This is a genomic window from Delftia sp. ASV31 (genome assembly GCF_016428765.1).
GTDB lineage: Bacteria > Pseudomonadota > Gammaproteobacteria > Burkholderiales > Burkholderiaceae_C > Comamonas > Comamonas acidovorans.
In genome coordinates, this window is record NZ_JAELTK010000038.1 from 1 (window position 1) to 14,141 (window position 14,141).

Below are 14,141 nucleotides of genomic sequence, written 5' to 3' on the forward strand. Positions count from 1 at the left end.
GTGACGCTGACCGACGCGGGCCGCCGCCTGCTGGAGCACGGCCACGCCATCATGCAGCGCGTGGCGCTGGCCAAGGAGGATCTGGGCAGCCAGCGCGACGAGCCCGTGGGCCGCATCGTGGTGGGCCTGCCGCCCAGCCTGGCGCGGCGCCTGACGCTGCCGCTGATCGACCTGTTCAGCAAGGACATGCCCAAGGCCCGCCTGGCCGTGGTCGAGGGCTTTTCCATGAACATCGCCGAATGGCTGACCTCGGGCCGCATGGACCTGGGCCTGGTCTATACGCCCGAGCCGCATCCGCACATCGAGGTCACGCCCGTGCTGGAAGAGCGCCTGTGCCTGATCGGCCCGGCGCGCACCCTGGGTGGGCGCAGCGGCGTGCGCTTTGACGAGCTGTCGCAGTTTCCGTTGATCATGCCGCAGCACGGCCAGATCTTCCGCAAGCTGATGGAAGCGCAGGCCACGCTGTCCCAGGTCAAGCTCAACGTGGTCTGGGAAGTGTCCAGCGTGCCGGCCATCCTGGACCTGGTGCGCGGCGGCTACGGCTACGCCGCGCTGACCGACAGCGCCATGCGCAGCCACTTGACCGATGCCGAGCTGGTGGGCATTCCCATCGAATCGCCCCATGTGGTGAGTACGCTGTGCCTGGCGCAGTCGGCCAAGAAAAAGGCCACGCCGCTGATCCGCAAGACCTCGCTGGCCCTGCGCGAACTGAGCCAGCAGGTGTGCGCGCCGCTCTGAGCGGCTGCAGCGACGGCGGCAGTTCAGCCAGGCCTCAGAGCAGCGGCCGCAGCTCCCGCGCCGCCTCCTGCAGCAGCGGCAGCAGCTCGGCCGCCATGTCGGCCGGCGCCATGCGCTGGGGCGAGGTCACGATGTTGAGCGCGGCCACCGTGCGGCCCTCCATGTTGCGCAGCGGCACGGCCAGGGCCTGCACGGCCAGCTCATGCTCTTCCAGGGCCAGGCAGAAGTCCTGTCGGCGCACTTCGTCCAGCACGCCTTCCAGCGCTGCGCTGTCCGTCACCGTGTGGGCGGTCAGGCGCCGCAGATCGTGCGAGGCCAGCCATTGCCTGAGCTCGGCCGCAGGCAGGGCGGCCAGCAGCACACGGCCCGTGGAGGTGGCGTGGGCGGGCAGGCGGCTGCCCAGGTGCAGGCCATGGGCCATGAGGCGCTGGCCGCGCTCGTGCAGGGCGCTGCGCGCGACGATGACCACCTCGTGGCCATCGCGCACCACGCAGGAAAACGACAGCTGGGTCTGCGCCGCCAGCCGGTAGAGCACGGGCTGGACGATGCGCGGCAGCCGCGCCGAGGCCAGGTAGCTGCCCGACAGCCGCAGCACCTTGGGCGCCAGCCAGAAATGGCTGCCGTCCGTCTCCAGGTAACCCAGGTGCGTCAAGGTCAGCAGATGGCGGCGCGCGGCCGTGCGCGTGATGCCAGAGCGCTCGGCCGCCATGGTGGCGTTCAGGCGCTGGCGCTCGGTGTCGAAGCTCTCCAGCACGGCCAGGCCCTTGGCCAGTCCGGCGATGAAGTCATCCGGGTCGATGGGAAAGGGCTGGTTCATGGGCGGGGAGGGCGGGCATGCAGGTAGTGCGCGATTGTCGCGCAGATTGCGCGATCACCGCGCAACGCGTGCTGCAGCCCCTCGTCTTTGCGCTGCCTCAAAACTAATCTCGGGCGCAGGCCATGGCATGAACCGGCCATGACATCGAACAACGCAACGGAGACAAATCAATGCGCACCCAAGTCGCCATCATCGGTGCAGGCCCTGCCGGCCTGCTTCTCGGCCAGCTGCTGTACCGCGCGGGCATAGACAACGTCATCATCGAGCAGCGCAGCGCCGACTACGTGCTGGGCCGCATCCGTGCCGGCGTGCTCGAACAGGTCACGGTGGACCTTCTGGAGCAGGCCGGTGCCGACGCCCGCATGCGCGCAGAAGGCCTGCCGCACGACGGTATCGAGCTGCTGTTCGGCGGCCAGCGCCACCGCATCGACCTGCACGGCCTGACCGGCGGCAAGCGCGTCATGGTCTACGGCCAGACCGAGGTCACGCGCGACCTGATGGAAGTGCGCGCCGCCGAGGGCCTGACCACGGTCTACGAGGCCGGCAACGTGCAGCCCATGGGCTTCGATGGCGACAGCCCCGTCGTGCGCTATGAGAAGGACGGCCAGGTCCATGAGCTGCAATGCGACTTCATCGCCGGCTGCGACGGCTTTCACGGCATCTGCCGCGCCAGCGTGCCCCAGGACAAGGTGCGCACCTTCGAGAAGGTCTACCCCTTCGGCTGGCTGGGCCTGCTGTCGGACACGCCGCCCGTCTCGCACGAACTGATCTACGCCCAGACCGAGCGCGGCTTCGCACTGTGCAGCCAGCGCAGCGCCACGCGCAGCCGCTACTACCTGCAGGTGCCGCTGACCGAAAAGGTCGAGGACTGGAGCGACGAAGCCTTCTGGAGCGAACTGCGCCTGCGCCTGGACCCCGAGGCACGCGAGCGCCTGGTGACCGGCCCCTCGCTGGAAAAGAGCATTGCCCCGCTGCGCAGCTTCGTGACCGAGCCCATGCGCTTCGGCCGCCTGTTCCTGGCCGGCGACGCGGCCCACATCGTGCCGCCCACGGGCGCCAAGGGCCTGAACCTGGCCGCCTCGGACGTGGGCTACCTGTCCAGCGCCTTCGCGCAGTACTACCGCGACAAGGCGCCCGAAGGCATCGACGGCTACTCCGAGCAATGCCTGCGCCGCGTCTGGAAGGCCGAGCGTTTTTCGTGGTGGATGACCTCGCTCATGCACCGCTTCCCCGATGCAGGCGGCTTCGACACCAAGGTGCAGGAGGCTGAGCTGGACTACATCGTCAACTCCCGTGCAGGCTCGACCTCGCTGGCGGAGAACTATGTGGGGTTGCCGCTGGTGTGAGCCCAGGGCAATAGCGAGGGGCTGCGCCCGCATTGATGCGCGCCTGTCGCCACAGCATTGCGCAAATTTGCAGCCCGCCTCGCCCGGACGGGTGCGGGCGAGGAGTAAGCTTGTCGGGTTATGGCGCACATCACGTTTCCCCCTCCCTATATCGCCCCCCAGAATGCAGCGCAGTCGCTGCGCGACGCAGGCTATGCGGTGCTGCGCCCCGATGAATTCGCGGCCTGGGCAGGCGTGTCATTGACCGAGCTGCATGCGCTCGATGCCGACTGGGCCCAACTGCCGCCCGATGCCTTTCTGAAGGACGGCGGGCGCTACCGGCGCCGCCGCCATTCCTGCTTCATTGCCGGGCAGGACGGGCTGCAGCAGGTGGAGCACCGCGCGCACTGGCAGCCTGTGGAATACAACGCCCTGCATGGCGGCATGCTGCGCATGTTCGATCCCATGCGTGACGCCACGGCGCAAAGCGCCACCTGGAGCCGGCTGCTGCTGGCGCTGGCGGGCCTGTCCGACCAGGTGTTCTGCGCCCAGGGCAATGATGTGCAGCACGAGCGCTGGTTCATCGAGTCCCACCAGTTCCGCATCGACACCACGGACGGCATTGGCCGGCCCACGCCCGAAGGCGCGCACCGCGACGGCGTGGATCTGGTGGCCGTGATCCTGGTCGGGCGCGAGGGCGTGAAGGGCGGCGAGACGCGCATCTTCGAGGCCACGGGCCCCAGCGGCCAGCGCTTCACGCTGACCGAGCCCTGGTCGGTGATGCTGCTGGACGATGCCCGCATGATCCACGAGACCACGCCCATCCAGCCAGAGCAGCCGGGCGGCGTGCGCGATACCCTGGTGCTGACCTATCGCCGTCAGGGTTTCCAGGGCTCGGAGCTGACGCGTCGCCGCAAGGATTGATGCAGCTCAAGATGCTGGCGCATGATGGGCGCACACTTTGGTTCATCGACCCGGCCGCCCCCGATTGTTGACGGCGGCCAAGCACAAAGGAGAAAACGCATGTTCAAGCACATCCTGGTTCCCGTGGACGGCTCCAACAGCTCGATGCTGGCGGTTCACAAGGGCGTGGAGCTGGCCAAGGCCTTTGGCAGCACGCTGACGGCGGTCTACGTGGTGGACCCCTATCCGTTCACGGGCGTGGGCGCCGACTTCGCCTACGGCCAGTCGCAGTACCTGAGCGCGGCCACGGCCGAGGCCAACACCACGCTGGACGCCGTCAAGAAGATCACCGACGAGGCCGGCATCACCGCCACCACCGTGGTGGGCGAAGGCCATGCGGTGCACGAAGGCATCGTGCGCGTGCTCGAGAGCACGGGCGCCGACCTGATCATCATGGGCTCGCAAGGCCGCCGTGGCCTGGAAAAGCTGATGCTGGGCAGCGTGACCCAGCGCGTGCTGGGCGCCGTGCGCGTGCCGGTGCTGGTGGTGCGCGAGTAATCACCGGGCCGCTCGGCCCTTCGCCGTGTGAAACGTCAACGGCTCCCTCGGGAGCCGTTTTTGTTGGTGCGCTGCAAGGGGAGAGGGCGATCAGCGATTGAGCAGCCGTGCCAGCCAGCCCTTTTTCTTGCGCTGCAGTTCCAGCTCCTGCAGCACTTCGTTCTTGAGCCTTTCCTTCTCGGCGGCAGGACTGGACTCGCGCGCCATGCGCAGATAGGCCTTGGCCGAGTCCACGTAGCCGGTGTCTTCGTTGCGGATGTGGTTGAACAGCCAGCGCGAGAGCATGCCGTGCAGCTCGGCGGCCACGTCCTCGCCCGCATCGAAGCGGGTCTGCATCTCGATCACGCGGCGCGTGAACAGCTCGTGCACCTTCTTGTGCGGACCGGCGAACATGTAGCCGGCGCTCTCGATCAGGCTTTCCTCGAACACGAAGTGCGAGACGGTGTAGTCGATCATCTCGCCGATGACATCGCCCAGGGCCTCACGGTCGGGCGACGAGCGCAGCTCGTAGAGCTTGTTGATGTAATCGACGATGCGGCGGTGCTGCCGGTCGATTTCTGCAATCCCGGTGTCCAGCTCGGGGACCCAGACCAGCAATGCCATGACGTTCTCCAGGAATTCGGTGATTTCCAGAGAAGTATTCACGGGACTGTCACATAGCTCCTTGATGCAGATCAGGCTGATCTGCATCAATGAAATGCGGCGTTGGCCAATGCAGGCGGTGCCGGGCATGCAGCCCTGGCACCGCAGGCATGTCACTCGATCTTGGCGCCCGAGGACTCGACGATCTGCTTGGACTGCTTGAAGTCGGCCTGGAACATCTTGTCGAAGTCGGCCACGCTCATGGACTGGGGTTCGGCGCCCTGGGTCTGGATGGCGTCGCGCACTTCGGGCATGGCCAGCAGCTTGTTCACTTCGGCGTTGACCTTGGTCACGATGGCCGTTGGCGTGCCCTTGGGCATGAACAGGCCGTACCAGGTGCTCACGTCAAAGCCCTTGAGGCCCGCTTCGGCCAGCGTGGGCGTGTCGGGCAGCGAGGACGAGCGCTTGGCCGATGTGACGGCGATGGCGCGCAGCTTGCCGGCCTTGATCTGGGCTATGGCCGAGGGCACGGAGGACACCAGCAGGTCCACGTTGCCGGCCAGCGCGTCCATCAGGGCCGGGTTGGAGCCCTTGTAGGGCACATGCACCAGCTGGATGCCCGCCGCCTTCTCCAGCAGCACGCCCGAGATGTGGATGCTGGTGCCATTGCCCGGCGAGCCGTAGGTCACCTTGCCCGGGTGCTGCTTGGCAGCGGCCACGATGTCGGCCAGGGTCTTGTAGGGCGAGTTCACGCTGGTGGCGATCACGATGGGCGTGTAGGCCACGTGGGCCACGGGCACCAGGTCCTTGACCGGGTTCCAGGGCAGGTTCTTGTAGAGGTAGGGGCCCAGGACCACGTTGTCCTTCTGGCCCATGACCATGTCGTAGCCCGTGGGCGCTGCCTTGGCGGCCTCGGTGATGCCGATGGTGCCGCCTGCGCCCGCGCGGTTGTCGGGCACCACGGTCCACTTGCTGACTTCGGTGAGCTTGTTGGACACCACACGCGCGAGGATGTCGGTGCCGCCGCCGGGCGGGAAGGGCACGATCATGCGCACGGGCTTGTTCGGATAGTCGGCAGCCGCACCTTGGGCGGCTGCGGAAAAGCTCATGCCCATGGCGGCGGCCACGGCGGTGCAGGTGATCAGTTGGCGGAACATGAAAGAAGAAACTCCAGGGTCTGATGGGGCGGTGCAACCTTCTCGCAGCGGACCGGCAGCGCCGGGCCGCCCATGCGGTGGGTTGTCGATGATCGGGGAGGGTGGTTCCGCCATCTTGCATTGGGAAACCCGCTATTTGGGCGGATTTCCGCAATCTGTGCCACAGGGGCTTCCACCAAGGAGCAGCTTGTGCCTGCTCCAGAGGGAAGCGGGCTATTTTATGCCGCCTTGGTGCCTGGCCGCAGGCCAGGCGCTCAGCCCTGCGCCAACTGCCTGTCCAGCACGCGCACTGTCTCGTACAGCACCCGGGTGCCGTCCAGCAACTGGGCGGGTTCTATCCACTCCTCGGGCGCATGGCTGCGGCCGTGGAGGCAGGGGATGAAGATCATGCCCATGGGTCCGGTGGGCGCCATGTAGACGGCGTCATGGCCGGCGCCGCTGGGCATGCGCATGTGGGCGTAGCCCAGGTTGTCGCAGGCCTGCTCCACGCCCTGCATGACGGGCGCGGCGCAGTCCGTGGGCCGGGAGCGGCTCACGTCGGCCATCTCGGCGCGCACGCGCAAGGCGGCCAGGCCGGGCAGGACTTCGGCCAGCAGTTCCTCGGGGAAGCGCTCCAGCACGCCGGCGTGGTCGCTGCGCACTTCCATCATCATCTCGACCAGGCCCGGCACGGCATTGGAGGCATTGGGCGTGAGCGATAGCCGGCCCACGGTGGCCACCACATAGTGAGGTTGGCCACTGAGCGCAGCGGCCTTGCGGTTGGCCGCATCGATGATGCGCGCCGCGCCCACCAGCGCGTCCTGGCGTATGTCCATGGGCGTGGTGCCTGCGTGGTCGGCCTGGCCGCGCACGGTGAAGCTCACGCGGCGTATGCCCACGATGTTCGTCACCACGCCGATGGGCAGGCCGCGCTGCTCCAGCACCGGGCCCTGCTCTATGTGCAGTTCCACAAAGGCGGCCGTGCCGCCGGCGCTGCGCAGCGGGCGGTCCAGCACCTCGGGCCGCGCGCCGATGCGGCGCATGCCTTCGGCCAGGGTTTCGCCTTGCGGGTTGCGGGCGGCCAGCATGGCGGCGTCCAGCTTGCCCGACAGCGCGCGGCTGCCTATGCAGGAGATGCCGTAGTCGCTGGGTTCTTCGGACAGGAAGTCGATCACCTCGAACGGGTGCTGCAGGGCGATGCCGTTTTCGTGCAGGCAGTGCGCGACCTCGATGCCGGCCAGCACGCCGATGATGCCGTCGAAGCGCCCGCCCATCATCACGGTGTCGCAGTGCGATCCGGTGGAGATGGGGGCGCGTTGTACCGGGCCTGGGGCAGCCGGCAGGCGGCCCACCAGGTTGCCGCCTTCATCCAGATGGACCTGCATGCCCGCAGCCTCGAACTGCCCGCGCAGCCAGGCGCGGGCCTGGTCGAATTCAGGGGAGAAGGCGCGGCGCGTCCACGGCACGTCGGGCAGGGTGAAGGCGGACAGGGTCTCCACGCGGCGCCACAGGCGCTCGGCGTTGATGGGAGGAAGGTTGGGGGCGGAGGAAGCGGGCAGGGCGGTCATCGGTCTCGGTGGCGTCTGGAGCAGCTGGATCGGGCAGCCCGAATTCTCGCGCGAAAAAGCAGCCCTCAGGGCAGGGGGCGCAGGCCCGCCAGCAGACGCTCGAGCGTGTCGAAGCTCACGGGTTTGACCAGGTGGTGGTCCATGCCGGCTTCCCGCGATCGTCTCAGGTCCTCCTCCTGCCCCCAGCCCGTGAGCGCGATCAGCACGACCTGGTCGCGGCCGTGCTCGGCACGGATGCGGCGGGCGACCTCCAGGCCGTCCATGCCGGGCAGGCCGATGTCCAGCAGCACCACTTCGGGCCTGAACGCCGCGTGCATGGCCAGGGCGCCGGGGCCGTCGCGGGCAATCTCGACTTCGGCGCCCAGCAGCCTGAGCAGCATGGCCAGGGTGTCGGCGGCGTCTATGTTGTCATCGACCACCAGGATGCGGCCGAAGGCCGTTGCATCCTCGGGCTGGGCATGCGGTGGCTGTCCTGCCAGGGGCTGCGCCTGCGTGGGCAGGGGCAGGTGCAGCCTGAATTCGCTGCCCTGGCCCTTGCCTTCGCTGAGCGCCTGCACGCTGCCGCCGTGCATCTCGACCAGGCTGCGCACCAGGGTCAGCCCGATGCCCAGGCCGCCCTGCCCACGGCGGCCGTTGCGGTCCACCTGCATGAACAGATCGAACACCTTGCCCAGCAGGGCGGGCGGGATGCCGATGCCGTTGTCGCGTACCGAGACCACGGCCTGCGCGCCATCGGTCCAGGCGGCCAGAACGATGTGGCCGCCGGAGTGCGAGTACTTGGCGGCATTGTTGAGCAGGTTGGAGACCATCTGCGCCAGCCGCATCGGGTCGGCCAGCAGCGACACGGGCGCGGCGGGCAGTTCCAGGCGCAACTGGTGGCCGCCTGCTTCCATGACCGCGCCGCTGGCCGCCACCACGCCTTGCAGCACATCGTTCAGGTCCACCAGTTCCTTGCGCAACTGGACCTTGCCCGTGGTGATGCGCGAGACCTCCAGCAAGTCGTCCACCATGCGGATCATGTGGTTGACCTGGCGCTCCAGCATCTCGTGGCTGTGGCGCACGCTGTCGTCGCCGCTGGCGGTGCGCTTGAGGATTTGCAGGCCGTGGCTGATGGGCGCCAGTGGATTGCGCAGCTCATGCGCCAGCGTGGCCAGGAATTCGTCCTTGCGTCGGTCGGCTTCCTTGAGGTGGTGCTCGGCCTGTTTGAGTTCGGTGATGTCCTGGATGACGGAGCAGGTGCCTATGAGCTGGCCGTCGTCATCGCGCAGCGGCGCGCAGCTGACGCGCATCCACCATTCGCGCCCATCGTCGTCGGTGTGCAGCATCTCCAGCCCCGGCATGACCACTTCGCCGCGCAGCGCGCGCTTGCCTGGCCAGTTCTCGGGGGCAATGGGCTGGCCCTTGTCATCCCATCCCTTCCAGCGCGGCATGCGGTCCGCCAGGGTGGAAGGAATGGCGCGCGGCACGAAGCGGTCCATGATCGCATTGCTCAATACCATGGTGCCGCTCATGTCGGAGACGCCCACGCCCGCGGGCATCTGGTCGATGATGGCGCGCAGCTTTTTCTCGTTGGCCTGAACGGCGGCGTGGGCCTGTTCGCGCACACGCACCAGCTGCAGCAGCGATGCGATGCGCGCCAGCAGCTCGCGCGCCGAAAAGGGCTTGACCAGGTAGTCGTCCGCGCCCGCGCGCAGGCCTTCGACCTGGGCCTCCTGGCCGGCCCGCGCGGACAGCATGATGACGGGAATGGCGCGCGTGGTCTCGTCACTGCGCAGCGCATGCAGCAGCTCGAAGCCGTCGAGCACGGGCATCATCACGTCGGCCAGCACCAGGTCGGGCCGCTGGCGGTGGATGCTGGCCAGCGCGGCGCGGCCATCGCCCACGATCTCCACTTCATACAGCGGCTCCAGCAACTGGCCGATGTAGCTGCGCATGTCGGCGTTGTCATCGGCGCAGACGATGCGGGCACGCGGGGTCAGGGCACCACCGTGCATGTCCCGCTGCATGGGCCTGGCTTCATCGCTGGCGGCCGGGGCGGGCTCGCCGGGCAGCCAGCGCAGGGCCTCATCCACCTGCGGGTGCGCGGCAGGCGGGCGCGCGGGCCGGTGCTCGGCCGGAAGGTGCGCATGCCCCCTGGGCAGGCGCACGGTGAAGCGGCTGCCTTCGCCCTCCGTGCTGCTGACCGTGACGGTGCCGCCATGCAGCCGAGCCAGCTCCTGCACCATGGCCAGGCCGATGCCCGTGCCCTCGTGCGTGCGGGCCGGCTTGCCGGGAATGCGGTGAAAACGCTGGAAGAGATGGGGCAGGTGCTGGGGCGCAATGCCCGATCCGGTGTCGGTGACGGACAGCTCCACCGCACCATTGGCCCCGCCCGCGCCGTGCGCATCGTGCACATCGGGCACATCGCGCAACGCCACGGCGATTTCGCCTTGCAGCGTGAACTTGAAGGCGTTGGACAGCAGGTTGAGCACGATTTTTTCGTACATGTCGCGGTCCACATGGACCGGTCCGTCCAGCGGCGGGCAATCCACGCGCAGCCGCAGGCCGGCTTGCTCCACGGCCGAGCGGAACATGCTGGCCAGCTCGGCCGTGGTGCGGGCCAGGTCCGTGGGCTCGTAGCTGGCCTGCATGCGCCCGGCCTCGATGCGCGAGAAGTCCAGCAGGGCGTTGACCAGTTTTTGCAGGCGCAGCGCGTTGCGGTGGATCATCTGCGTCTGCCCGGCCGGCACCTGGCCGCCGTGCTCGCGCAGGGCATCTTCCAGCGGGCCCAGCATCAGCGTCAGCGGGGTGCGCAGCTCGTGGCTGATGTTGGAGAAGAACACGGTCTTGGCGTGGTCCACCTCGGCCAGGGCCTTGGCGCGCCGTGCTTCCTGCTCGTAGGCCTGGGCGTGCGCGACCACGCTGCCCGTGTGGCTTGCCACCATGTCGAGGAAGGCGCAATAGTCCACATCCAGCGGGCGGCGCGGGCTGACGCCCAGCACCATCACGCCCGAGACCTGGCCGTCGCCCGACCAGCGCACAGGCACGATGCGCGCCAGACGCGAGGCCTCGGGCCAGGGGCCGCCGGGCAGGTACAGGCCCAGGGGCGCCAGTTCCACATTGACGGGCTGGCCCGGCTGGGCCGCCTGATCCGCCTGATGCGCCTGGTCCGTTAGGTCCGCTCGGTCAGATGGATCGGATTGCACGGCCCGGTCCAGCGGCCAGCGCGAGGGGTCGGCCGCCAGGTCCATGTCCAGATCCATGCCCGTGGCGCAGAGCATCCTGAAGGCCGGGCCGCTGGCGCCTGCGCTGCCCGCGGCAGGGGTGTCCACGCATTCGTAGATGATGGCGAAGGGCACGTCGTAGGGGTTCTCGTCCAGCACGGCGCAGACTTTCTGGGCGGCGTCCCTGGCGTTGTGCATGTCCAGCGTGCGTATGCCCAGGCGGTGCAGCGTCTCCAGGCGCCTGCGGCTGACGATTTTTTCCGTGGTCTCGGTGCAGGGGCAGAACACGCCCTGCACGGTGACGCCGTCATCGGCCAGGATGGGGCCGTAGGTGAAGGTCACGAAGACTTCTTCCTGCGGCAGGTCGCGGTCGAAGAAGTAGCGGGCGTCGGTGGACCAGGTGGCCTCGCCGGTACGCATCACGCCTTCCAGCATGGGGCCGATATCGCTCCAGATCTCGCTCCAGCAGTGCGCGCCGGCCTGGCCCAGCGCCTGGGGGTGCTTGCTGGTTCCCAGGAAGGGGATATAGCCATCGTTGTAGATCAGGCGGAAGTCTTCGCCCCACCAGATGGTGATGGGAAAGCGCGAACCCAGCGCCAGGCTAACGGCGTTGCGCAGGTTCTGCGGCCAGCCGTCCGGCGATCCCAGGGGCGTGGCCGCCCAGTCGTGGGAGCGCACGCGTGCCGGCATTTCGCCGCGCTGCGGCAGGAATCGAAAACTGTCTTCTGAGTTCACACTTTCTCCCACGGCAATTGCGGGTCTCGGGCTTGGCCGCAGTCGCGGTTATTTTGAATTGGACTGGCCCGCTTGCCTGCCCCGGCCCGAGCCCGACAGCTTGCCGCCGCCGCTTTGCCTGTTCACGGTGGCCCAGGCGCGCTTTTCAGCTTCTTCGTGGCCCACGCCGCCCGACTCGTAGCTGTCTTCGATATGTCGGGCCTGGCGCTTTTGCTTATCGGTATAGGCCGATTTGTCACCTTGTGGCATGTCACTCTCCCTTGCGCGTCTGTTCCTGCTCCGGGGACGGTGGCAGCTCGATGGGCGGCGCCGTGGTGGGCGGGTCGATGGGCTCGGGCCCGCGCGGGCGGCCGGGCTGGCGGTTGGGATCATCGGGGGCCACGGGGTCGTTGGGCGTGGTCGGCACCTGGGGAATATTGGGTGCGTGGGGCAGGGGGTGGTTCATGGTGCGTGTCCTTTGGCGGGTGTGTGGTGATGAGGAGTGCATGCCCGCTCAGCGCGCAGGCGTGGAGGTGGGGGCAGGCGTCGTGGCCGGATCAGCCTGCTGCGGCGCGGCGGAAGGCGCGGGCGGCGACGCGGGCTGTGTCGCGGGAGAGGGTGAGGGCGAAGGTGAGGGCAACGGTGAGGACGAAGGCGTTCCAGTCGCTCCAGTGGCACTGGGCGCATCCAGCCGGCCCTTGGGGGCCATGAAGTTGAACATCAGCACCAGGATCAGTGCGACGGCGGCGGTGAGTGCGCCTATGCGCAGTGGCCAGCGTCCGTCGCGGATGTGGTTGTTCTCGCTGCGCTGGCGTTCGAGGGGGGCATGCATTCGGCGGGGTGAGTTGTCCATGGCGGGCTCCTTCAGTCCATGAGCTTTCACCTTAGGCCGGGCGGCGGCCTGCAACTGTCGGACAAGGCATGCCCTGCGGGAGCGACAAGCCGCTGCACGGCGGTGGGGCTTGGCAGGACGGGCCGGACAGGCTTTTGGACAGGCACGCCGCTTGCCACCAAGCCAGGTTTCAGCCGTGGCGCCTGCGCCGGTCGGCCGGTTCTATGCGCAGCAGCTGGCGGTATTTGGTGACGGTGCGGCGCGCCACGACCAGGCCCTGGGCACTCAGCTGGCGTGCGATTTCGACATCCGACAGCGGCCGGGCATCGGACTCGGCCGCGATGATGTCGACGATCAACTCGCGGATGGCCGTGGCCGAGCAGGCATTGCCGCTGGCGCTGAGCATGGGGCGCGAGAAGAAATGCTTGAGTTCGAACACGCCCGTGGGCGTGGCCATGTATTTGTTGTTGGTCACGCGCGAGACGGTGGACTCGTGCACGCCCACTTCCTCGGCAATCTCGCGCAGCACCAGCGGCTTCATGGCCATGGCGCCGAACTCCAGGAACAGCTGCTGCTTGCGCACGATGGCCTGCGCCACGTCGAGGATGGTGGAAAAGCGCTGCTCCACGTTGCGCACCGTCCAGCGCGCATCCTGCAGGTGGTCGGCCAGTTGGTTCTGGCCGCTGCGGCGGTGGCGCTGAAACAGCTGCTCGTAGACGCGGTTCAGGCGCACGCGCGGCACGACCGCGGGGTTGAGGTGCACGTTCCAGCCGTTCTGGCCCCGGCGCACGATCACGTCGGGAACGATGTAGTACACGTGGGAGGAGCCGAAGTTCCAGCCCGGCCTGGGGTTCAGCCGACGTATGCAGTCCAGCGCCTGCGTGATCTGCGCGGGCGGCACCTGCAGCGCCCGGGCCAGCCGGGGCACGTCGCGGGCGGCCAGCGCATCCATGTGGTCCTGCACCATGGCCTGGGCCAGCTGGCGCAGGTGGGCATCGCCGATCTGCGGGCATTGCAGCAACAGGCATTCGCCCACGCTGCGGGCGGCCACGCCGGCCGGGTCCAGCGATTGCACCAGGCGCAGGGCAATGAGCATTTCCTGCGCGTCAGGTGCGGGGCTGAGGGCCAGCAGGCCGGCCAACTCCTGCAGGTCGGTGCGCAGATAGCCGTCGTCGTCCAGCGACTCCACGATGGCCCGGGCCATGCACAGGTCGCGTGGCGTCATCGCCATCACATTGAGCTGGCCGTGCAGGTGCATGGCCAGCGTGGTCTCGCAGGCGGCCAGATCCATGGCCGTGCCTTCTCCATCCACCCCCTGGCGCGCGCCCGTATGCATGTCGGCCAGCCACAGGTCGCGGTCGTCGGCGGGTTCGGTGGCGGGGCCGGGCAGGTGGTCGGCCGGGTCGGGCGGGTGCTGCATGCCGGGGAGGTCGCGGTCCATGTCCATACCGATGCCCATGCCGATGCCGTCATCCATGCCGGTGTCCGGGGCCAGGCCTGCCTCCGGAGCCAGCCTGCCCATGCCGCCTTCCCGGCCCTCTTCACCCAGCTCCTTGCCGTCGAGCAGCCCCTGTTCGTACTCGCCGTACTGCGCATCCTGCGGGTCTTCCAGGAACGGGTTGTCCTCCAGCTTGCTGCGCACCACGGCGGCAAAGTCCAGCGAGGACATCTGCAGCATCCGCACCGCAAGCTGCAGGCGGGGAGAAAGCGTCTGGGACTGGCGTATGTCCGCCCTGAGGTGCATGGAACCCATTTCATCTCCTTG

At 68.2% G+C, this 14,141-nt stretch carries 13 protein-coding genes; 4 read left to right on the forward strand and 9 right to left on the reverse strand.

The genetic code is table 11. From position 1 onward, the window contains the following. The coding region (locus JHD82_RS15110; RefSeq protein ID WP_199137234.1) for a LysR substrate-binding domain-containing protein at positions 1-738 on the forward strand (738 nt) is incomplete at its 5' end. Positions 739-772: 34 nt separating this feature from the next. Here the strand turns inward: JHD82_RS15110 and JHD82_RS15115 are convergent. After that, positions 773-1,555: an IclR family transcriptional regulator C-terminal domain-containing protein gene (locus JHD82_RS15115; protein ID WP_012206162.1), complete on the reverse strand. Its 783-nt coding sequence runs from the start codon at positions 1,553-1,555 to the stop codon at positions 773-775. 170 nt (positions 1,556-1,725) lie between these two features. On the opposite strand from JHD82_RS15115, the gene pobA reads away from it, so the two are divergent. The 3 genes from pobA to JHD82_RS15130 all read left to right on the forward strand — a co-directional run bounded on the left by pobA (position 1,726) and on the right by JHD82_RS15130 (position 4,341). Next, the gene (pobA, locus tag JHD82_RS15120) at positions 1,726-2,901 is read left to right on the forward strand and encodes a 4-hydroxybenzoate 3-monooxygenase (RefSeq protein WP_199137236.1); all 1,176 of its coding nucleotides are present in this window, start codon (positions 1,726-1,728) and stop codon (positions 2,899-2,901) included. A gap of 120 nt (positions 2,902-3,021) precedes the next feature. After that, complete coding sequence (locus tag JHD82_RS15125; RefSeq protein ID WP_013801915.1) at positions 3,022-3,804, forward strand: 2OG-Fe dioxygenase family protein; 783 nt, start codon at positions 3,022-3,024, stop codon at positions 3,802-3,804. Positions 3,805-3,903: 99 nt separating this feature from the next. Continuing rightward, positions 3,904-4,341 carry a universal stress protein gene (locus tag JHD82_RS15130; protein ID WP_012206159.1) on the forward strand — a complete coding sequence of 146 codons (438 nt, stop codon included), beginning with the start codon at positions 3,904-3,906 and terminating at the stop codon, positions 4,339-4,341. A 90-nt stretch (positions 4,342-4,431) separates the two neighbouring features. Here the strand turns inward: JHD82_RS15130 and JHD82_RS15135 are convergent, their stop codons facing one another. From JHD82_RS15135 to rpoN, 8 genes are all read right to left on the reverse strand, one after another. Continuing rightward, the gene (locus tag JHD82_RS15135; RefSeq protein ID WP_224986183.1) at positions 4,432-4,986 is read right to left on the reverse strand and encodes a bacteriohemerythrin; all 555 of its coding nucleotides are present in this window, start codon (positions 4,984-4,986) and stop codon (positions 4,432-4,434) included. A gap of 110 nt (positions 4,987-5,096) precedes the next feature. Beyond that, positions 5,097-6,080, reverse strand: coding sequence for a tripartite tricarboxylate transporter substrate binding protein (locus tag JHD82_RS15140; protein WP_199137238.1), 984 nt, complete (start codon positions 6,078-6,080; stop codon positions 5,097-5,099). Between the two features lie 254 nt (positions 6,081-6,334). After that, a complete protein-coding gene (locus JHD82_RS15145; protein ID WP_199137239.1) occupies positions 6,335-7,627 on the reverse strand; it encodes a Zn-dependent hydrolase in 1,293 nt (430 codons plus the stop codon). 65 nt (positions 7,628-7,692) lie between these two features. After that, a complete protein-coding gene (locus JHD82_RS15150; RefSeq protein ID WP_199137241.1) occupies positions 7,693-11,565 on the reverse strand; it encodes an ATP-binding protein in 3,873 nt (1,290 codons plus the stop codon). Positions 11,566-11,613: 48 nt separating this feature from the next. After that, positions 11,614-11,814 (reverse strand): hypothetical protein, encoded by a 201-nt coding sequence (locus JHD82_RS15155; protein ID WP_199137243.1) that lies wholly within the window; start codon positions 11,812-11,814, stop codon positions 11,614-11,616. Between the two features lies 1 nt (position 11,815). Continuing rightward, positions 11,816-12,010, reverse strand: a complete 195-nt coding sequence (locus JHD82_RS15160) for a hypothetical protein (protein ID WP_012206153.1) — start codon at positions 12,008-12,010, stop codon at positions 11,816-11,818. Positions 12,011-12,058: 48 nt separating this feature from the next. Next, the gene (locus tag JHD82_RS15165) at positions 12,059-12,397 is read right to left on the reverse strand and encodes a hypothetical protein (protein ID WP_199137245.1); all 339 of its coding nucleotides are present in this window, start codon (positions 12,395-12,397) and stop codon (positions 12,059-12,061) included. A 169-nt stretch (positions 12,398-12,566) separates the two neighbouring features. Further along, positions 12,567-14,129 carry an RNA polymerase factor sigma-54 gene (gene rpoN, locus JHD82_RS15170; protein ID WP_199137247.1) on the reverse strand — a complete coding sequence of 521 codons (1,563 nt, stop codon included), beginning with the start codon at positions 14,127-14,129 and terminating at the stop codon, positions 12,567-12,569. Positions 14,130-14,141: the final 12 nt, after the last annotated feature.